Raw genomic sequence first — 20,207 nt, 5'->3', positions numbered from 1 at the left:
TATATTTTGACCACAATATCTGAGTCGTTATTTCACGCACACCACGTTCAATAATGAGGTCCCGGTGAGCTGATTGGGCTCACGATCGGCGAACAAACCTTTCTTATCTTTGCCCCAATACGGCAGTTGCAGTGGCCATTGATTTTTTTCCATCACCCCAGACGCCCTCAGCGCTTTAAACTCTGCAGGGTTGGCTAAGTTCATACCCAGTTGCTGACATACTTTGTGCGAGTTTTCGTAGTTGAGGCGGTTCCACGGCTTACCATGTTCCATGTAAAACTGATTATGGTGATCGAGTAAATATGGGACCACGTACGTTTTGCCCTGTACTGAAGTTCTCAGCCGAACTTCAATGTCATCATTTCCAGTGACAATTGGCTTCGCTTTGGTCTTAGCAACAGGCTTAGACGAAGAGCTATCACGCGAACTTTTTGCCTTGGTATCTGGCTTCTCTGCCCGCGCTTTAAAGGCGTCGGTATCAGCTCGCACAGCAGGAACTGGCGCGGGTTTCGGGGTCACCGTCGGTGTTGGCTTAACCGAAGATGCGGCTGATTTCGACGATACAGTAGATTTAGGTGTAGGTGGTGTTACTGGTTGTTTCGTCCCTTTCCCAACCACTCGGATGAACGCCTCTTTGTAATTCGACAAGGTTTTGACTCCTCGTAAGTCATCCCTCGCATCAGACAATGCCTTGTAAGGTCCAATCAAACAGCGATAGCCTTTGGATTCAGGCTTCATCCATACGTCAGTCGTGATTTTACTATAGAGAGGCTTAGCTTTCGCGAGAGACATAGGCTTGGGTAGCAATCCGCATTGAATCCAGTAAAGGTAGTTGCCCCCCTGCGGCACTTTCTTTCCCCATACTCCGTTACCAATTGGGCACGTTTTCTCAAGCATCGGTAATTCTTTCTCGCTGGCTTGAGTTGCTTGGCAAAGGAACTCCTCCGCCGATACTGGGCTAGAAAACTGGGCGCATACTAGCAACAAACCCAAAGCCAGGCTTGCTTGGAAGATACGAGATGGGTGTTGTGCCTTCTTCATTTCCATACACTTCACTCTAAATTAGTGGGTAAGGTCATTATGGCGGCAAAGCGCCAAAAAAATGTGAACAAAGAATAACTAGCAAAAAAAGAGCCGGAATTTGCATCCGGCTCTCAGTTTAGGAAGGAATTAAGCGAATTTACAACGCTTGGCGGGAAAATTCTTAACCTTTGTACAGTTTCGGGTTGAATACATCTCGTAACCAGTCACCCAATAAGTTGATAACCAGAACCAGTGTAACCAACACGATGCCTGGGAAGGCAGTAATCCACCACGCACCTGAGAAGATGTAGTTAAAGCCGATGCTGATCAGCGCACCTAGTGACGGCTGATCAACAGGAAGACCCAAACCTAGGAATGACAGTGCCGCTTCCGACATGATCGCGTTCGCTACCTGTACCGTCGAGATAACCAAGATTGGCGATAGACAGTTCGGCAGAATGTGACGGAACATGATTCGCGGAGCTTTAAAGCCCATCACACGCGCCGCTTCGACGTATTCTTTCTTCTTCTCTGCCAATACCGAGGCACGAATAGTCCGTGCGTATTGCGGCCATTCTGCCACACCGATGATCACCACCAGCATGACCACCGCATATTGGCTGTAAAAATCACTGCCAAAGCTGGCTTTGAAGATAGCTGACACGATGATCGCGACCATCATGGTCGAGAACGACAACTGTACGTCTGCAAAACGCATCAAGAAGCTATCGATACGGCCGCCGAAATAACCCGCCGACAAACCAATGATGATACCCAGTACCAACTGAAGGCCAACCGCCAGGAAGCCGATGGTTAGAGACAGACGAGAGCCGTAAAGAATGGTCGATAAAATATCGCGACCTTGCTCGTCAGTACCCAACACAAAGCGCTCATCGCCATCTTCCATCCACGAAGGTGGCAACTCAGAATCCATGATGTCGATAGACGTCAGATCGTACGGGTCTGTTGGCGCAAGAATCGGTGCAGCCAATGCCAATACTAAGAACATCATAAAGACGGTAAAACTCGCCATCGCCACTTTGTCGCGTTTGAAGTAATACAGAAAATCTGACTCTTTGAAACGCTGCCACGCTGATGGAGCAGGAGCTGGTGTTAAATTTGATTGGCTCATGATTAAGCTCCTTTTCCAGTTAAGTTCACAGTTGGGTTGATGATGCCGTACAGCAAGTCAACGATGGTATTGGTTACCACGAAGATCAGACCAACAAAGATAACGTAGGCAGTGATCAGCGGTGTATCTACACGGTTGATTGCCTCTAGGAAAAGGAAGCCAGTGCCCGGCCATTGGAACACAGTTTCAGTAAGAATGGTGTAGGCCACCATGGTACCAATCTGCACGCCACCTACCGTCAATACTGGTAGCATGGTGTTCTTAAGTGCATGTTGGTAATAAATCTTTTGTAAGTTCAAACCTTTTGCTTTGGCAAACTTAATGTATTCCGAGCTCAGTACTTCCAGCATTTCTGAACGCACCAAGCGGATGAACAACGGCAACATGATAGACGCTAGCGCAATACAAGGTAGGATGAGGTGCTTGATACCATCAATGGTAAAGAAGCCAGATTCCCAACCGAGCACATTAGCGGTCTCGCCCCTCCCGTAGGAAGGCAGCCAACCGAGTTCTATGGAGAAGACATACATCAGCATGATTGCGGTTAAGAACACCGGAATCGAGATACCGACACTGCTCATCGCCATGACAAATTTGGTAAAAACACTCTTAGGATGAATCGCAGAGTACACCCCAAGCGGAATAGAGAAAACAATGATGATAAGCGTCGCGCCAAACACGAGCTCTAATGTAGCTACCAGCTTGTCGAGAATCACCTCAACCGCAGGTCGCTTGAAAAAATATGAGGTACCCAAATCACCTTGCAGTGCATTACCCACAAAGCGCGTGTACTTTGTGATAAAGGGATCGTTCAGGCCCAAGTCGTCGCGTAGCGCTTGACGCTCCGATTCCGAAACCGACTGACCTACAAGCTCACGCAGCGGATCACCCAGGTTGTCCTGAATGGCAAACGCCACCAAACTGATCACAAACATCACTATCAGTGCCTGAAACAGGCGCTTGACCAGAAACGAAAACATTCCTTGCCCCTTAACTATCCATAGTTCTCTAAATTAGAGAGAAAATTCAGTCTAAATAACCAACTCAATCCGACTGAAACAAAACTGAGTCGAGTGCTTTAAGTTGAGGAGGGAAATCCATCCCTCCTCAAAGTCGACTAACCGTGATTATTCAACCACTAGGTCACCGAAGTAAGGCATTACCATTGGGTTAACGATATCTGCCGCTTTCACGTTAGACTTCGCGCCCCATGCTTCACTTTGCCAGTGTAGCGGTACGAATGCTGCGTCGTTGTATAGTGTCGCTTCTACGCCCTTCAGCATTTCTGCACGTTTCGCAGGGTCCGTCTCTACGTTCGCAGCTTCAACCACTTTGTCCATTTCTGGGTTTGAGTAGTAACCACAGTTGTACTGACCACGACCGGTTTCTTCGTTACGAGTCATAGTTAGGAACTCGTTGAAGTTCGCTGAGTCTTCTGTATCTGAGTGCCAACCGATCATCAGCATGTCTGCCGCACACTTGTCGAACTCAGGCCAGTACTGCGCTTTTGGCATGGTCTTCAGATCAACCTTGATACCGATCTTAGACAACATTGCCGCCGCCGCTTGTGCTACTTTCGCATCGTTCACGTAACGGTTGTTTGGTGCGATCATCGTTAGCGTCAGGCCATTTTCGTAACCCGCTTCTTTCATCAGCTCTTTCGCTTTCTTCAGATCGTAGCGAGGAACCAGTTTGTCATCGTGACCCACGTAACCTGCCGGGCTTTGCTGACCAGCGGCCGTTGCGAAGCCTTTCATGATTTTCTTCACGATACCTTCGTTATTGATTGCGTGAACAATCGCTTGGCGAACGCGAACGTCTTTCAATGCTTCGTTGCTGTTTTGGTTTAGTTGGAACGTGATGATACGAGTACCAGGTAGCGTAACTAGGTCGATGCCGTCAGCATCTTCAACGCGTTTGTGGTCGTTTGGCGCTACAGGGTGAATCATGTCAACACCGCCAGAAAGCAGCGCTGCTACACGAGTCGCGTCTTCTTTGATTGGAACAAGTGTTAGCTTATCAACGTTACCTTTCGACGCTTTGTCCCAGTAATCTTTAAAGCGTTCAAATTCCACTTTTACGCCCTGCTCACGTGATGTCACGATGAACGGACCCGTGCCAGAAACGTTAGTCGATGCAAATGAGTTACCGTGCTTCACTAACTCAGACTTGTCTTTGCCGTCCGCAGTTTTGCCAGTGTAGAACTTGCTGTCCATTGGGAAAATGTACGTTGCGGTTTGCAGCACTAGTGGGTAAGGACCTTTAGTTACAAGATCGAACGTGTTGTCGTCAACTTTGACGATTTTTTCGTACGGGTCGAAGATGTTTTTAAAGTCAGGAGAGCTTTGTAAACGCTGGAACGTCCACACGACGTCGTCAGCCGTAAGAGTATTGCCAGAATGGAATTTCACACCTTCACGCAGTTTGAAACGAACAGTCGTATCGTTAATACGTTCCCAGCTTTCTGCTAGGCGAGGCTCGAAATCCATTTTTTGAGTAAAGCGAACCAACGGATCAAATACCATGTGTGACATTTGCAGTGTGCCACCTGATAGCTGCTCATGTGGGTCAAGCGATACTGGGTCAGCTGCATAGCCAACTTTGATATCTGCTGCCATTGCGTTAAAGCTTAGGCCCGCAGCCATTAGCGCCACTGCTAATTTGCTTTTCATGGTTTTCATTTGCATAACTCCTTCATGCGGGGATACGGATCCCTTGTTGTTGTGTTTGCGTCTTTGTTATGACTAAAGGTTAGCCAAGCGAATTGCTTGGTTTATGCCGTTTCGATCTCTTCTCGCAAGCCAGTAAACTCCGGCATCAGAGAAATCAATTTTTTGCTGTATTCGTGTTGAGGTGCCGTGAATAACTGTTCTGTTGGTGCCACTTCTAAAAGTGTACCCATTTGCATCACACCTACTCGGTCACACATCTGACGAATAACAGGTAAATCGTGGCTGATAAACAACATAGTCAAGTTCAGCTCACTTTGCAGATCTTTCAGCAAGTTTAGAATTTGTGCCTGTACCGATACGTCCAGTGCTGAGGTCGGTTCATCACAAATCAAAAGTCGAGGACGAGTCGCCAACGCACGCGCAATAGAAATACGCTGACGCTGACCACCGGAGAATTCATGAGGGTACTTAAGCCCAGCCATTCGACCCAAACCAACATGATCCAATAGGTCATTCACGATTTGGCGAGTTTCCGACTCGTTTTTCGTCAATTTATGGAAACGGATTGGCTCAGCAATAATATCGAATACCTTCATACGAGGGTTCATTGAAGTATATGGGTTTTGGAACACCATCTGCATTTGACGACGCATCGGGCGGCGCTCTTTCTCAGAGGTTAAAGCGGTCAGGTCAATGCCCTCGAATTTCACCTGACCAGAGTTAGGTTGGTATAAACCAGCAATCACACGTGCAATGGTCGATTTACCTGAACCAGACTCGCCCACCAAACCAAAGGTTTCGCCTTCGTGCACTTCAAAGCTCACATTATTAGATGCTTGCACGTATTCTCGGCGGCTCTCGAACAAAGAGTCTTTGGTCACAAAGCGAAGATTGACGTTCTTCACGTCCAAAAGCGGGCCTGTGTACTCACGCTCATCTTGGCTTTGTCCTAACCAGTGGTTCTTGATATCGAGTGGCTCCATTTCCGCCGCTTCTTCGATATAGCTTACTAACGGGAAACGATCTAGCTTTCTGTCTGAACGTGGTACCGCTGAAATTAGACTGCGAGTATAAGAGTGATCAGGATCGCCCAATACTTTGGCTGTTGGTCCAAACTCCACTAAGTCACCACGATACATTACCGCCACGCGATCGGTGACGTTGGAGACGACACCCATATCGTGAGTAACCAACATACAGCCGACATTGTTCTTGATACACAGCTCGCGGATCAAGTTGAGGATTTGGTCTTGGATAGAAACGTCTAACGCCGTAGTTGGTTCGTCCGCGATGATGAGATCAGGCTCACCAGCCAAAGCAATAGCAATGACAACACGCTGACGCATACCACCAGAGAATTGGTGCGGGTACTGTTTTAAGCGGTTTTCTGGTTGCGGAATACCAACCTGCTGCATAAGAGAAAGCGCGCGCTGATACGCCTCTTCATCAGAGACCTTCATGTTAGCGTGGATCGTCTCTTTCAGCTGTTGCTCAACAGTAAAAAGTGGATTGAGCGAGGTCATCGGATCTTGGAAAATAAAACCTATTTTCGAGCCGCGAACCTTACGCATCGCTTCTGGTGATAGGCCAGAAATTTTTTCTCCATCCAAGAATACATCACCGCTAGCAACGCGACCTGGGGGACTAAGCAAATCGATAACAGCGTTACCAACGGTGGATTTACCCGCACCTGATTCGCCAACAACACCCACGATTTCACCACGTTCAATATGAAAAGAAAGTGACTTCACGGCAGCGTGAACGCCGTGTCGGGATGGGTATTCAATACGAAGGTTTTTCACTTCTAATAGTGACATTTCAGACCTCTACTGCCTTGTCTGTGGTATCGAATCATGCCAAAGGCACCATTCATCACCTGAATGAATCCGTTCAAATTCAGAATAATACTCTGAAATCTTAATGCGGAAATAATTTGGCAAAAATCACACAAAAAAGCAACAATTAAAGTATATTCCGCCGAAAAAACATTAAATAAACGCACAATTAGCGAATAAAAATGCATTAACAAGTATTTAACCATTTTCATATCACACTATTTTTGTGCGTCATGCACCAATAAAACTAGAAAAATGCTCTAAAAGTAAACATGAGCTAAACAAGATCATTAACCATATTATTCATGTGCATTTATTAACATTTAACAAACAATATCATATGCAAAAAGTGTTTTTTCAACATAAAAAACTATTAATAAAATAGTCGGCAAATACAAAAAGCCAAACTTAGGAAGAGAAAGGATAGGTCAAAACGTGAACAAAACAGCAAAACCATACAAATCCTGCTCCAACGCAGATTATGCGCCACTTAAGCGGTTTATTGACTAAGCAAAGGAAAGTACCGCTATCCTCATTCGTACGTCATAAGAAAACTCGCCGGTTTTAACCCTTTACGACACAATTGAGAGTGGGATAATAGATGAACAGTGTCAAAGCCAAGCCGTAAATAAAAGGAGCCCCTGTGCTTAAAGCGATTTTTTTTGATATGGACGAGACTTTATGTGCAACGTCACAAGCCGATAAAGTTGCAGGACAAGCGTTTACAACTTGGATTCATAAAACCTACCCACAAGTTACCGAGCCAAAAGCTTTTTTGCAGCGCTACTTACAGGGTGTATACAAAAAGCTGAATGCTGAGTTCCCTCACCTTGTGGCTCTGCTACCCGATGAAAATGCCTTCCGTTGTGGCCTGATCCAAAACATCTTGGCGGAGCAAGGCGTCAGCATCACTGCAAAAGAGGCTCAACAAGCTCAAGACTACTTTGACTCTGCACGTATGGGCGCGTTCACTTTCTTCCCTGGTGTAAAAGAAATGCTCAGCGACCTTCGTCAACATTACAAACTCGTCGTGATCACTAACGGCCCGATTTTTTCTCAACACCCTAAATTAAACGCGACACAAATGAGCAACTGGGTGGACCATATTATTGTGGGAGGAGAAGAGCCAGAAGAGAAACCTGCTACAAGTATTTTCCAAAAAGCGCTCGACTTGGTCGAAGTAAAACCAGAAGAGGCTCTACACGTGGGCGACTCTTTACCTGCTGACATTGCTGGCGCTAACAATATGGGTATTTTGAGTGTGTGGGTGAATGCGACAGGCGCAAGCAACTCAACGGATATAACGCCAAGTTTTGAAATCCAAGAAACGGTAGAACTGAAAGAAATCCTTAAAACACTCGCCCAATAAAAGCAGCGGATTAGAAAACTACAAAACCCCAGACACTGCTCTGGGGTTTATTTTGTCAGCTCGAAAAGCATTTGGATCATAGGTGGTCAAAAGTCCCTAGAGCTGTACACTTTTGGGAAAAATTGAAATGGAATGCCGATTCTTTTCAGGAGAGATGCAAAAAAGCCCCAGTCTTTCGACTGAGGCTTTAAATAGTGGTCGGTGAAGAGCCGAATTCTAACTTCAGGCGAACCCCACTTGGGTTCAAATCCATTGATACATTACCGACTAATACAGTCCAAGCGAGATCATAAACTCTAAAACGACGAAAGCCTGCTAAAAAGCAGGCTTTCTAATAGTGGTCGGTGAAGAGGGATTCGAACCCCCGACCCTCTGGTCCCAAACCAGATGCGCTACCAAGCTGCGCTATTCACCGAACTGTATTTGCTGATTTTCTCAAATCAGACAGGACACTTCAACTAAGAAATCACCTTAATTAATGGGGTGGCTAACGAGATTCGAACTCGCGACCACCGGAATCACAATCCAGGGCTCTACCAACTGAGCTATAGCCACCATCAATTTTTTCTGTTTATCGCTCTATATAGCCATAAACTAAATAGTGGTCGGTGAAGAGGGATTCGAACCCCCGACCCTCTGGTCCCAAACCAGATGCGCTACCAAGCTGCGCTATTCACCGACGATGTTTTATCTTGATTGAATCAAGATTGGGAGCAATGCTACCGCATTCAATCTAAAAAAGAAAGAATGGGGTGGCTAACGAGACTTGAACTCGCGACAACCGGAATCACAATCCGGGGCTCTACCAACTGAGCTATAGCCACCACTGATTTTTACCGATGTATCCTCCGAGGCAATGGTACGCCCGAAAGGATTCGAACCTTCGACCTTTGGCTCCGGAGGCCAACGCTCTATCCAACTGAGCTACGGGCGCATGCCCTATCGGCGGAGTGGAATAATACGGATATCACACTATGCCGTCTAGTACTTTTTTTACTTTTTTTATCGTTTGGTCTCTTTTTCGACAGTTATCTTCCGTTAAAGTGGATTTTTGATGTGATTCACGCCCTGTCATGGATAACTTGTTGTTTATTGCAACAAGTTATCGGGATATAATCACCCATTATTTACATTGATTTAACAGCTGCAACCAAGTTGTCTAATCATTCTATGCCATTCAGTGGAATTTAATGATTTCTCTGCTCGGCATTAATACTCTAACTATATAAATAGGTAAGTCACTTACCTCGGGAATGTGAAGTGGGTTTAATGGATATGTCTCGACAAATGATTAGCGTTTTGTTCGCTGCCTTAACGTTTTCTACGGCAGCTTTAGCTTCTGACATCAGCCAAACTGAATACGATGCGATCGCAGAACGCATCCAACCTGTCGGTGATGTTTATCTAGCAGGTTCTGAGCCAGTGAAAGAAGAACCAACCGGTCCACGTGATGGCGCCACAGTTTATGGTACTTTTTGTATTGCTTGTCACGCATCTGGTGTAAACGGCGCACCTAAAACAGGTAATGCCGATGATTGGGCACCACGTATTGCACAAGGCAAAGATACGTTAGTGAAGCACGCATTAGAAGGCTTCAATGCGATGCCAGCCAAAGGAACCTGTATGGACTGTTCTGACGATGAAATCATCGCAGCAATTGACCACATGATTGAAGGTCTATAAGTAAAGACATCAACGAAAAAGGCTTGCCAGTTGGCAAGCCTTTTTGTTTTTAGTCAGTGAGAACAAGGTCACTTTACTTCTTAAACATTGCTCGAATATTGGCAATGTGTGCTTGACCTTTCGCCATACGCTCTTCTGCTGATACTGGCTTTTTGTTTACTTCCCATTCAACGTCATCAAATGGCAACTCATCCAAAAAGCGGCTTTGAGTCGGTTTGATCAACTCGCCGAACTGCCGACGCTCTTTGCACATAGTGAAAGTCAGTTCACGTTGCGCGCGAGTAATACCAACGTACATCAGGCGACGCTCTTCTTCCACGTTATCTTCATCAATACTGGTTTGGTGCGGTAAAATACCTTCTTCGGACCCAATTAAGTATACATATGGGAACTCAAGGCCTTTTGATGCGTGCAAGGTCATCAGTTGTACTGCATCACTGTCTTCATCTTCTTCACCGCGCTCCATCATGTCACGCAAGGTCAAACGTTGAACGACTTCTTTTAACGTTTTCTCTTCTTGATCGTAGTTGTCACCCTCTAGGTCCGCCACTATCCATGAATAAAGATCAGAAACGTTCTTCATTCGCATTTCAGCGGCTTTCGGACTTGCTGAAGTTTCGTATAGCCAATCTTCATAATGGATATCACGAACTAGCGAACGAACCGCTTCGACGGTATCACCACGCTCAGCTTGATCAGCAATCGCCACTAGCCATTGGGTGAAACGACGCAGGTTTTCTAGGCCACGTCCCGTTAGGTGCTGTTCGAGCCCCATTTCAAAGCTCGACTCAAACAGGCTCTTGCCTCGCATATTGGCATAACTGCCTAATTTCTCTAACGTTACTGGGCCAATTTCACGTCGCGGAGTGTTCACAATGCGCAAAAATGCATTGTCGTCATCCGGATTAACCAAAACGCGCAAATACGCCATGATGTCTTTAATCTCTGCGCGCGCAAAAAACGAGGTGCCGCCAGAAATTTTATATGGTACACGGTTTTGCATCAGAGACTTTTCAATCAAACGTGATTGGTGGTTACCACGATATAGAATCGCATAATCTTTATATTCGGTACGGTTTAGGAACTTATGCGCAATTAGTTCACCCGTTACGCGCTCTGCTTCGTGCTCTTCATTTTTAGCCAACAACACTTTGAGTTTTTCACCGTCAGGAATTTCAGAGAACAGGGACTTCTCATAGACGTGAGGATTGTTAGCTATCAAAATGTTGGCCGCACGCAGGATTCGACTCGTTGAACGGTAGTTTTGCTCTAGCTTAATCAAACGCAAATTCGGATAATCTTCACCCAGCAACACGAGGTTCTGAGGTTTCGCACCACGCCATGAATAAATAGACTGATCGTCATCCCCTACAACAGTCAATCGCCCACGTTCTCCGACAATTAATTTGACCAACTCATACTGACTCGTGTTGGTATCTTGATACTCGTCAACCAGTAGGTAACGGATACGATTCTGCCAACGCTGACGAACGTCTTCATGATTACGTAAGAGTAAAACGGGCATCAAAATTAGGTCATCAAAATCGAGCGCGTTATAGGCTTTCATTTGCTTTTGGTACATATCAAAACAGAACGCAAACAATTGTTGCTGTTCACCTTGCGCACGCGCTTTGGCTTGCTCTGGCGTCAACATGTCGTTTTTCCAGTTGGAAATACAACTCAGAAGCTGACGTAGCAGATCTTTATCACCATCAAGCTGCTTTTCGGTAAGTTCTTTGAGCAGCGCTAGCTGGTCTTGGTCATCAAACAGTGAGAAGCCCGCTTTCAACCCTAAATGCTTGTACTCACGCTTGATGATGTTCAATCCTAAAGTGTGGAATGTTGATACCATCAAACCTTTAGACTCACCTTTCCCTAACGTTTGACCTACACGCTCCTTCATTTCACGTGCTGCTTTGTTGGTAAACGTCACCGCCGCAATGTTACGCGCTTTGTAACCACATTGCTGAACCAGATAAGCGATTTTATTGGTAATAACACGAGTTTTGCCCGAGCCAGCACCAGCTAGCACTAGGCATGGACCAGACACGTATTTCACGGCTTCATCTTGACTAGGGTTCAGCTTCATAGAAATTCTCTGCGGGTGATGAATGTGGCGCCTATGATAAAGGGGTGGCCTCGTGAAAGCTATGCTGATTTCTTGTAATTTTTACACCTATTAAGTGCAATATTCTGTTGCATAAATGGCGGGTATTTAAGCTATAATGAATGAACGTTCATTCACTAAAGGGTGACATTATGAAGGATAACCCTGCTGTAGATAAACGAGAACAAATCTTAGTCGCTGCTGAACAACTCATTGCTGAATCTGGCTTTCAAGGGCTTTCCATGCAAAAGCTCGCCAATGAGGCAGGTGTCGCAGCAGGGACGATTTACCGTTATTTCTCAGATAAAGAACATCTTTTAGAGGAACTACGCCTTAACGTTGCTAAGCGTGTTGCTACTGCGGTGCAACTAGGTGTTAGTGAAGAGATGCCTTTAAAACAGCGTTATCGAACCATGTGGCTCAATATTTGGAATTTAGCGGGCTCGAACTTAAGTGCGATCAGCAACCGAGTCCAATATGAGTCTTTACCCTGTTCAAATAGTAGCAAAGCTCGGGAACTTGAGAGACAAATGTTTGCCCAAGTAGATCTTCTTTTCAATCAGGGCAAAGACGAGGGAGTATTCAAGCTTCTCGATAACGAAGTACTTTCTGGATTGAGTTTTGAGGCAAGTGTTGCACTTGCTCGGAAACACGCTTTGGGATTTTATCAACTGGATAAGACGGCATTAGAGGCCGCTATTGAAGCCAGTTGGGATGCAATTATTAAACACTAACTTGGAGTTCTTAATAGAATGAAAAAGTGGACTTTCTTTATGTTACTTATCGCCGTTCTCTTGTTCGGCAGCGTGATAGGTTTCAATTTATTTAAGCAACAAAAGATCGCTGAATACATGGCAAACCGTCCTGAACCTGAGTTCCCAGTAACCGTGACAGAAGTGCAAGCGGTGGATTGGGTACCAGTCATCGAGGCAATTGGTTTTATCGAGCCAAACCAAGGCGTGACGGTAGCAAATGAGACCAGCGGTGTTATCGATAAAATCGCGTTTGATTCCGGTACTCAAGTTAAATCGGGTCAGCCATTAGTGTTGCTTGATTCTGAAGTCGAAAAAGCAAATTTGAAGAGCTCGCAAGCCAAGTTGCCAGCAGCAGAAGCGAAATACAAACGCTACCAAGGGCTATTTAAAAAAGGCTCTATTTCTAAAGAAGCGTATGACGAAGCAGAAGCAAACTACTTCTCCTTAAAAGCGGACATTGAAAGCCTGAAAGCGACCATCGACCGACGCGAAATCAAAGCGCCATTTGATGGTGTGGTAGGTATTCGTAACGTGTACCTAGGTCAGTACCTACAGGCGGGCACCGACATTGTTCGCCTTGAAGATACCAGCGTGATGCGCTTGCGCTTCACCGTGCCACAAACCGATATTTCACGTATCAATATCGATCAAGAAGTGGATATCTTTGTTGACGCTTATCCAGACCAACCTTTCAAAGGGTCTATTTCTGCGATTGAACCAGCTGTAAACGTACAAAGTGGTTTGATTCAAGTTCAAGCGGATATCCCTAACAGTGACGGCAAACTACGTAGTGGTATGTTCGCGCGTGCAAACATCATTCTGCCTAAATTAGAAAATCAGGTCACGCTACCTCAAACCGCGATCACATTTACGCTGTATGGCGACAATGTTTACATCGTAACAGAAGAAGATGGCGAAAAACGCGTTAAGCAGCATGTGGTAAAAGTTGGCGAACGCTCTAAAGATATCGCACACATTCTAGAAGGCGTGAAGCCAGGTGATGTAGTGGTGACGTCGGGTCAAGTCCGTTTGAGTAACCATGCGAAAGTAAGCATTGTCGAAAGCGATGCAACTACCCCACCTGCTGAAACACCAATGCTTTAAGTTGGAGGCATCATGCGCTTTACAGATGTTTTTATAAAACGTCCAGTTTTAGCGGTATCGATCAGCTTTTTGATTGCATTGCTTGGTTTGCAAGCGGTGTTCAAAATGCAGGTTCGTGAATACCCTGAAATGACGAATACGGTGGTCACCGTGACCACCAGTTACTACGGTGCAAGTGCCAACTTGATCCAAGGCTTTATTACTCAGCCATTGGAGCAAGCGGTAGCGCAAGCCGATAATATTGATTACATGACTTCGCAATCGGTATTGGGTAAATCGACCATTACTGTAAACATGAAGTTGAATACTGATCCAAATGCGGCGTTGTCTGACATTCTGGCGAAAACCAACTCGGTACGTTCACAGCTACCAAAAGAAGCCGAAGACCCAACCGTAACCATGTCGACAGGTTCGACAACGGCGGTACTGTACATCGGCTTTACGAGTGACGAGTTATCTTCAAGCCAGATCACTGACTACCTTGAGCGTGTAATCAACCCGCAGTTGTTCACCGTAAACGGTGTGTCCAAAGTTGACCTGTATGGTGGTATGAAGTACGCACTGCGCGTATGGTTAGATCCTGCCAAAATGGGCGCTTTGAAGCTTACCGCAACCGATGTGATGAGCGTTCTTAACGCCAACAACTACCAATCTGCAACCGGTCAAGCGACGGGTGAGTTCGTGCTTTATAACGGTAGCGCAGATACTCAGGTATCAAACGTTGCTGAACTTGAAGCATTGGTCGTGAAAACTGGTGAAGGGGATGTCATCCGCCTAGGTGATATCGCTAAAGTAACGCTAGAGAAGAGTCACGACGTTTATCGCGCAAGTGCAAACGGTCAAGAAGCTGTGGTTGCGGCGATCAACGCAGCGCCAAGTGCTAACCCAATCAACATTGCAGCAGACGTACTTGAACTGTTGCCTCAGCTTGAGCGCAACCTACCAAGTAACATCAGAATGAACGTAATGTACGACTCAACTATCGCCATCAACGAATCGATTCACGAAGTAGTGAAAACGATTCTTGAAGCAGCAGTAATCGTACTTGTGGTTATCACACTGTTCCTAGGTTCATTCCGCGCGGTAATCATTCCTATCGTGACCATCCCACTTTCATTGATTGGTGTGGCAATGGTGATGCAGGCAATGGGTTTCTCTTGGAACTTGATGACGCTACTGGCGATGGTGCTTGCCATCGGTCTAGTGGTGGATGACGCGATCGTTGTACTAGAAAACGTTGACCGTCACATCAAAGAAGGGGAATCGCCATTCCGAGCTGCAATCATTGGTACGCGTGAAATTGCGGTTCCAGTTATCGCGATGACATTGACGCTAGGTGCAGTGTACGCGCCAATCGCATTGATGGGTGGTATCACCGGTTCATTGTTCAAAGAGTTCGCTTTGACACTGGCAGGTTCAGTATTCGTATCCGGCATCATCGCTTTGACACTATCACCAATGATGTGTTCGAAGATGCTGAAAGCGAACGAGAAGCCAAGCAAGTTTGAGCAAAAAGTTCACCATATCCTTGATGGCATGACCACTCGTTACGAAGGCATGTTGAAAGCGGTAATGGCTCATCGTCCGGTTGTTATTGCGTTTGCAATCATTGTATTTGCAAGCTTACCGGTCTTGTTCAAGTTTATTCCTAGCGAACTAGCACCATCTGAAGATAAAGGTGTGGTCATGCTGATGGGTACCGCCCCATCAAACGCGAACTTGGACTATATCCAAAATACCATGGATGACGTAAACCAAATACTCTCAGATCAACCGGAAGTGGAATACGCACAGGTCTTTAATGGTGTACCAAACTCAAACCAAGCGTTTGGCCTAGCAACATTGAAGCCTTGGAGTGAACGAGAGGCAAGCCAATCTGAAATCACGAAACGTGTGGGTGGCCTAGTATCAAGTGTACCTGGTATGTCTGTCACTGCATTCCAAATGCCAGAGCTTCCAGGTGCAGGCTCAGGTCTACCTGTTCAGTTTGTAATTACAACACCAAATAGCTTCGAGAGCTTGTTTACTATCGCTAGCGATATTCTAACCGATGTTGCAAGTAGCCCAATGTTTGTCTATTCCGACCTGGATTTGAACTACGATTCAGCAACGATGAAGATCAAGATCGATAAAGACAAAGCGGGTGCCTACGGTGTGACTATGCAAGACATTGGCATCACCCTCAGCACCATGATGGCAGATGGTTATGTAAACCGAATCGACCTGAATGGCCGCTCGTATGAGGTGATCCCTCAAGTTGAGCGTAAATGGCGTCTAAACCCAGAATCGATGAAGAACTACTATGTACGCTCTGTGGATGGTAAAGCGGTTCCATTAGGCAGTCTGATTACTATCGATGTGGTGGCTGAGCCTCGCTCTTTGCCACACTTCAACCAGCTAAACTCAGCGACTGTGGGTGCAGTACCATCACCTAGTGTTGCTATGGGTGACGCAATCGACTGGTTTGAAAATATTGCACAAACCAAACTGCCTGCAGGATATAACCACGATTACATGGGCGAATCTCGTCAGTTTGTAACGGAAGGTAGTGCCTTGTATGCAACCTTCGGTCTTGCACTTGCGATCATCTTCCTCGTTCTGGCGATTCAATTTGAATCACTCCGCGATCCTATTGTCATCATGGTATCTGTACCTCTGGCAATATGTGGTGCCTTGATCGCATTGGCCTGGGGTACGGCCTCGATGAACATCTACTCGCAGGTTGGTTTGATAACGCTGGTCGGCCTAATAACCAAGCACGGTATCTTGATCTGTGAAGTCGCCAAAGAAGAGCAGTTACATAATAAACTGTCTCGTATTGATGCGGTGATGGAAGCTGCGAAAGTGCGTCTTCGCCCTATCCTAATGACCACTGCAGCGATGATCGCAGGTCTGATCCCGCTGATGTACGCAACAGGTGCAGGTGCCGCGCAACGTTTCAGTATCGGTATCGTCATCGTTGCTGGCCTTGCAATCGGTACACTGTTCACACTATTCGTACTACCTGTGATTTACAGCTACCTAGCTGAAAAACACAAACCTCTGCCAGTATTTGTTGAAGACAAAGACTTGGAGAAGTTAGCGCGAGTTGACGAAGCGAAAGCAGCTCATCGTGAATTAGCGGATAACAGATAAGCTATTAAGGCATTCAAAAAGGTCACTTCGGTGGCCTTTTTTATTGCCGCTCTCTTTTTTGCCATCTAAATGGCGACTTTCACGTATCATTTACTTAAAATGAGGACAAATCAAAAGGAGTTTTAGCCACTATGTTTGACCCAAAGAAATTAGAGCAAATTGCTAAACAGATTCACGACTCAATGCCTCAACCTGTAAAAGAGTTGGGCTCTGATGTCGATCAGAAAGTTCGTCAAGTAATCCAAGGCCAGCTAAACAAGCTAGATGTTGTAAGTCGCGAAGAGTTTGATGTTCAAACTCAAGTTTTACTACGTACACGTCAAAAGCTAACAGAAATGGAACAGAAGTTGGCGCAACTTGAAGAAAAGCTTGCTGAAAAATAAGTATCAAAGCGCTCCTCACAAAGGAGCGTTTTTCTTATCGGCGCGCAGATAAATCGGCTAAAAACAAAAAGGCTTGGTCAACGGCGACCAAGCCTTTTGATTAGATGTTGTGTTTTATTTTGTATTTATCACTCCAGTCTGCCTGGAGTTTATCTACTGCGTTACTTGAGACTAAGTAAATTACGCAGTATTAAGGCTTCATTTCTAGGAGAAGGCGCGGACTTTACGATAGTAAACGAGCACCTTCGACACCAAAATGGAACCTTAAGGCCAGTAATTTAGCCGCCCACCGCGATACGCTTCATATCAGTCATGTAACCACGTAGCTCTTCACCGATGTACTCTACAGGGTGGTTACGGATTGTTTCATTCACAGCGATAAGAGTCGCGTTATCCACTTGGTTAGACGTTTCACCTAAACCTTTACCAATTACGTCAGTATTTACGGCTGGCATAAACTTCTCACGTAGAAGCGGCGTTGCTACGTTAGCGAACAGGTAGTTACCGTATTCCGCAGTGTCTGAGATAACCACGTTCATCTCGTATAAACGCTTACGTGCGATAGTGTTTGCGATAAGTGGCAGCTCGTGAAGAGACTCATAGTAAGCAGACTCATCGATGATGCCAGATGCCGTCATCGCTTCGAATGCTAGCTCAACACCCGCACGAACCATAGCAACCATCAAGATACCGTTATCGAAGTACTCTTGCTCAGAGATTTCTACGTCAGTTTCTGGGTAGTTTTCGAAAGCAGTTTCACCTGTTTCTGCACGCCAGCCTAGTAGATTTGCATCGTCGTTTGCCCAGTCAGCCATCATAGTGCTAGAGAAGTGACCGGTGATGATGTCATCCATGTGCTTGTTGTATAGCGGACGCATCAGTTCTTTTAGCTCTTCAGAAAGCTCAAATGCTTTCACTTTTGCAGGGTTAGTTAGGCGATCCATCATGTGAGTGATACCACCAAACTTCAGTGCTTCAGTGATGGTTTCCCAACCGTATTGAAGAAGCTTACCAGCGTAGCCAGGATCGATACCATCAGCAATCATCTTCTCGTAACATACGATAGAGCCAGCCTGTAGCATGCCACAAAGGATAGTTTGCTCACCCATTAGGTCAGATTTCACCTCAGCAACAAAAGAAGACTCTAGACAGCCTGCACGGTGACCACCGGTTGCTGCAGCCCAAGCTTTCGCGATATCCCAACCTTCACCTTTTGGGTCGTTCTCTGGGTGAACAGCGATAAGAGTCGGTACACCGAAACCGCGCTTGTATTCTTCGCGAACTTCCGTACCTGGACATTTAGGTGCAACCATTACTACCGTTAGGTCTTTACGGATTTGCATGCCTTCTTCAACAACGTTGAAACCGTGAGAGTAACCTAGTGCTGCGCCTTCTTTCATTAACGGCATTACCGTCTCAACAACGTTTGTGTGCTGCTTATCTGGAGTAAGGTTTACTACTAGATCAGCTTGTGGAATTAGCGTTTCGTAGCTACCTACCTCAAAACCGTTGTCTTTTGCGTTTTTGAATGACTGGCGTTGCTCATCAATCGCGGCTTGGCGAAGCGCATAAGCAACGTCTAGACCAGAGTCGCGCATGTTCAGACCTTGGTTAAGACCTTGAGCACCACAACCTACAATGACTACTTTCTTACCTTTCAGATAATCCGCTTCTGAAGCGAACTCACTGCGGTCCATAAAACGACAACGACCTAATTGGTCCAACTGCTCGCGCAAGTTTAGGGTATTGAAATAATTAGCCATCTGGGTGCTCCTTTGAGATTCTTCCATTGAGGTCAGTAATTGCCTTACCGAATAACTTCATACTAAAACAGACATGAGATTGCTTAAAGTGATATATTCACAATTAGTTATTGCAATTTATGCAACATGGAAATGAAAATTTAATGAATATCAAAAGCCTGCAACTTTTCATTCATCTCTGTGAGAGTAAAAGTTTCGCCAAGACCGCAGCGGCAATGCATATTAGCCCTTCAGCCTTAAGCCGACAGATACAAAAATTAGAGGAGGAAACCAGCCAACAATTGTTTTTACGCGACAACCGTAGCGTTGATTTAACTATCCAAGGTAAAAAGCTAGTCCCAGTCGCCTTAAAGATTCTTGGCGAATGGCAGCAGTATCAGAGTCACCTGAAGGGAACCGAGGATGAATTGAAAGGAGAAATCCGTCTCTTTTGTTCTGTTACTGCAAGCTACAGCCATCTTCCGGAGCTAATATCTGACTTTCGTATTCAGAACCCTTTCATTGAATTCAAACTATCAACCGGCGATCCAGCTCAAGCGATCGACAAAATACTAGCAGATGAAGCCGATATTGCCATATCAGCCAAGTCAGAACAGATGCCAAATAAAATCGCATTTGAAACGATCAGTGAAATCCCACTTTCTGTCATCGTACCTGTTGGGGTTAGTGCGTTTGCTGAAGAGCTACAAAAAGAAAAACCAGACTGGTCGGTCATTCCATTCATACTCCCAGAAGCAGGAACGGCAAGGGACAGGGCCAATACTTGGCTCAAACAAATGAAAATAAAGCCAAAGATCTACGCACAAACCTCCGGACATGAAGCCATCGTAAGTATGGTTGCATTGGGATGTGGAGTAGGTATCGCACCTGATGTTGTAATCAACAACAGTCCAGTAAGAGAAAAGATAAATCGTTTAAAAGTCTTACCAATTAAACCTTTTAAACTTGGTGTTTGCTGCAACAAAACTCAGCTGGAGAATCCGCTTGTTAAAGCCTTTTGGAAGGTTGCAGAGAGCAAGTATATCGCACCTTAGATGAACACTTTTTAGGTATAAAGTGAGCTAATTTTAAAACTCTATAGATGCAAAAAAGCCCGCTCTTTCGAGCGGGCTTCTTAAATTTAAAGCCTGGCGATGTCCTACTCTCACATGGGGAAGCCCCACACTACCATCGGCGCTATTTCGTTTCACTTCTGAGTTCGGCATGGAAATCAGGTGGGTCCAAAACGCTATGGTCGCCAAGCAAA

At 45.6% G+C, this 20,207-nt stretch carries 14 protein-coding genes, 5 tRNA genes and 1 rRNA gene; 7 read left to right on the top strand and 13 right to left on the bottom strand.

All coding sequences use genetic code 11. The annotated features are described in order from the left end of the window. Positions 1 to 27 precede the first annotated feature (27 nt). From L3V37_RS08525 to L3V37_RS08505, 5 genes are all read right to left on the bottom strand, one after another. Positions 28 to 1,047 (bottom strand): SPOR domain-containing protein, encoded by a 1,020-nt coding sequence (locus L3V37_RS08525; protein ID WP_237306164.1) that lies wholly within the window; start codon positions 1,045 to 1,047, stop codon positions 28 to 30. Positions 1,048 to 1,204: 157 nt separating this feature from the next. Next, positions 1,205 to 2,155 (bottom strand): ABC transporter permease, encoded by a 951-nt coding sequence (locus tag L3V37_RS08520; protein WP_033907403.1) that lies wholly within the window; start codon positions 2,153 to 2,155, stop codon positions 1,205 to 1,207. A 2-nt stretch (positions 2,156 to 2,157) separates the two neighbouring features. Continuing rightward, complete coding sequence (locus L3V37_RS08515) at positions 2,158 to 3,135, bottom strand: ABC transporter permease (RefSeq protein ID WP_005379110.1); 978 nt, start codon at positions 3,133 to 3,135, stop codon at positions 2,158 to 2,160. A gap of 147 nt (positions 3,136 to 3,282) precedes the next feature. Then, complete coding sequence (locus L3V37_RS08510; RefSeq protein ID WP_167415558.1) at positions 3,283 to 4,836, bottom strand: ABC transporter substrate-binding protein; 1,554 nt, start codon at positions 4,834 to 4,836, stop codon at positions 3,283 to 3,285. 92 nt (positions 4,837 to 4,928) lie between these two features. After that, on the bottom strand, positions 4,929 to 6,644 hold the full coding sequence (locus L3V37_RS08505; RefSeq protein WP_005379108.1) for an ABC transporter ATP-binding protein: 1,716 nt from the start codon (positions 6,642 to 6,644) through the stop codon (positions 4,929 to 4,931). Between the two features lie 661 nt (positions 6,645 to 7,305). On the opposite strand from L3V37_RS08505, the gene L3V37_RS08500 reads away from it, so the two are divergent. Further along, positions 7,306 to 8,031, top strand: coding sequence for an HAD family hydrolase (locus tag L3V37_RS08500; RefSeq protein WP_005379107.1), 726 nt, complete (start codon positions 7,306 to 7,308; stop codon positions 8,029 to 8,031). Between the two features lie 338 nt (positions 8,032 to 8,369). Here L3V37_RS08500 and L3V37_RS08495 read toward each other — a convergent pair. The 5 genes from L3V37_RS08495 to L3V37_RS08475 all read right to left on the bottom strand — a co-directional run bounded on the left by L3V37_RS08495 (position 8,370) and on the right by L3V37_RS08475 (position 8,965). Continuing rightward, positions 8,370 to 8,446: transfer RNA gene (locus L3V37_RS08495), tRNA-Pro, on the bottom strand. A 64-nt stretch (positions 8,447 to 8,510) separates the two neighbouring features. Then, positions 8,511 to 8,586 (bottom strand) — tRNA-His (locus tag L3V37_RS08490). Between the two features lie 47 nt (positions 8,587 to 8,633). Next, positions 8,634 to 8,710 (bottom strand) — tRNA-Pro (locus tag L3V37_RS08485). Positions 8,711 to 8,779: 69 nt separating this feature from the next. Next, a tRNA-His gene (locus L3V37_RS08480) sits at positions 8,780 to 8,855 on the bottom strand. A 33-nt stretch (positions 8,856 to 8,888) separates the two neighbouring features. Beyond that, positions 8,889 to 8,965: transfer RNA gene (locus tag L3V37_RS08475), tRNA-Arg, on the bottom strand. A 335-nt stretch (positions 8,966 to 9,300) separates the two neighbouring features. On the opposite strand from L3V37_RS08475, the gene L3V37_RS08470 reads away from it, so the two are divergent. Next, a complete protein-coding gene (locus L3V37_RS08470; RefSeq protein ID WP_005384252.1) occupies positions 9,301 to 9,714 on the top strand; it encodes a cytochrome c5 family protein in 414 nt (137 codons plus the stop codon). A gap of 73 nt (positions 9,715 to 9,787) precedes the next feature. Here L3V37_RS08470 and rep read toward each other — a convergent pair whose 3' ends face one another. After that, the gene (rep, locus tag L3V37_RS08465; RefSeq protein WP_005379104.1) at positions 9,788 to 11,803 is read right to left on the bottom strand and encodes a DNA helicase Rep; all 2,016 of its coding nucleotides are present in this window, start codon (positions 11,801 to 11,803) and stop codon (positions 9,788 to 9,790) included. 170 nt (positions 11,804 to 11,973) lie between these two features. On the opposite strand from rep, the gene L3V37_RS08460 reads away from it, so the two are divergent. The 4 genes from L3V37_RS08460 (at position 11,974) to L3V37_RS08445 (ending at position 17,198) form a co-directional block, all read left to right on the top strand. Next, positions 11,974 to 12,555, top strand: coding sequence for a TetR/AcrR family transcriptional regulator (locus L3V37_RS08460; RefSeq protein ID WP_130544891.1), 582 nt, complete (start codon positions 11,974 to 11,976; stop codon positions 12,553 to 12,555). A gap of 18 nt (positions 12,556 to 12,573) precedes the next feature. Beyond that, entirely contained in the window at positions 12,574 to 13,680 is a 1,107-nt protein-coding gene (gene vmeC / locus L3V37_RS08455) for a multidrug efflux RND transporter periplasmic adaptor subunit VmeC (protein WP_005379101.1), read from the top strand. A gap of 12 nt (positions 13,681 to 13,692) precedes the next feature. Then, the gene (gene vmeD, locus L3V37_RS08450) at positions 13,693 to 16,815 is read left to right on the top strand and encodes a multidrug efflux RND transporter permease subunit VmeD (RefSeq protein WP_237306163.1); all 3,123 of its coding nucleotides are present in this window, start codon (positions 13,693 to 13,695) and stop codon (positions 16,813 to 16,815) included. A gap of 131 nt (positions 16,816 to 16,946) precedes the next feature. Next, on the top strand, positions 16,947 to 17,198 hold the full coding sequence (locus L3V37_RS08445; protein WP_005379099.1) for an accessory factor UbiK family protein: 252 nt from the start codon (positions 16,947 to 16,949) through the stop codon (positions 17,196 to 17,198). Positions 17,199 to 17,476: 278 nt separating this feature from the next. On the opposite strand, the gene ilvC is transcribed toward L3V37_RS08445, so the two are convergent. After that, positions 17,477 to 18,961 carry a ketol-acid reductoisomerase gene (ilvC, locus tag L3V37_RS08440; RefSeq protein WP_005379098.1) on the bottom strand — a complete coding sequence of 495 codons (1,485 nt, stop codon included), beginning with the start codon at positions 18,959 to 18,961 and terminating at the stop codon, positions 17,477 to 17,479. 143 nt (positions 18,962 to 19,104) lie between these two features. Here ilvC and ilvY point away from each other — a divergent pair, with 143 nt between their 5' ends. Then, the gene (gene ilvY, locus L3V37_RS08435) at positions 19,105 to 19,995 is read left to right on the top strand and encodes an HTH-type transcriptional activator IlvY (protein WP_005379097.1); all 891 of its coding nucleotides are present in this window, start codon (positions 19,105 to 19,107) and stop codon (positions 19,993 to 19,995) included. Positions 19,996 to 20,086: 91 nt separating this feature from the next. Here the strand turns inward: ilvY and rrf are convergent. After that, positions 20,087 to 20,203: ribosomal RNA gene (gene rrf / locus L3V37_RS08430) — 5S ribosomal RNA — on the bottom strand. Between the last annotated feature and the right edge of the window lie 4 nt (positions 20,204 to 20,207).

It is taken from the genome of Vibrio sp. D54, from assembly GCF_021728075.1.
GTDB classification, from domain to species: Bacteria; Pseudomonadota; Gammaproteobacteria; order Enterobacterales; family Vibrionaceae; genus Vibrio; species Vibrio alginolyticus.
The sequence above is the reverse complement of the archived record's forward strand: the minus strand, read 5'-3'. Positions and strand labels throughout refer to the sequence as shown.

Coding starts and splice junctions, on each gene's coding strand:
- L3V37_RS08525 (WP_237306164.1), bottom strand. CDS start 1,047: ATGGAAATGAAGAAGGCACAACACCCATCTCGTATCTTCCAAGCAAGC.
- rep (WP_005379104.1), bottom strand. CDS start 11,803: ATGAAGCTGAACCCTAGTCAAGATGAAGCCGTGAAATACGTGTCTGGT.
- L3V37_RS08515 (WP_005379110.1), bottom strand. CDS start 3,135: ATGTTTTCGTTTCTGGTCAAGCGCCTGTTTCAGGCACTGATAGTGATG.
- vmeC (WP_005379101.1), top strand. CDS start 12,574: ATGAAAAAGTGGACTTTCTTTATGTTACTTATCGCCGTTCTCTTGTTC.
- L3V37_RS08520 (WP_033907403.1), bottom strand. CDS start 2,155: ATGAGCCAATCAAATTTAACACCAGCTCCTGCTCCATCAGCGTGGCAG.
- ilvY (WP_005379097.1), top strand. CDS start 19,105: ATGAATATCAAAAGCCTGCAACTTTTCATTCATCTCTGTGAGAGTAAA.
- ilvC (WP_005379098.1), bottom strand. CDS start 18,961: ATGGCTAATTATTTCAATACCCTAAACTTGCGCGAGCAGTTGGACCAA.
- L3V37_RS08510 (WP_167415558.1), bottom strand. CDS start 4,836: ATGAAAACCATGAAAAGCAAATTAGCAGTGGCGCTAATGGCTGCGGGC.
- L3V37_RS08445 (WP_005379099.1), top strand. CDS start 16,947: ATGTTTGACCCAAAGAAATTAGAGCAAATTGCTAAACAGATTCACGAC.
- vmeD (WP_237306163.1), top strand. CDS start 13,693: ATGCGCTTTACAGATGTTTTTATAAAACGTCCAGTTTTAGCGGTATCG.
- L3V37_RS08505 (WP_005379108.1), bottom strand. CDS start 6,644: ATGTCACTATTAGAAGTGAAAAACCTTCGTATTGAATACCCATCCCGA.
- L3V37_RS08460 (WP_130544891.1), top strand. CDS start 11,974: ATGAAGGATAACCCTGCTGTAGATAAACGAGAACAAATCTTAGTCGCT.
- L3V37_RS08470 (WP_005384252.1), top strand. CDS start 9,301: ATGGATATGTCTCGACAAATGATTAGCGTTTTGTTCGCTGCCTTAACG.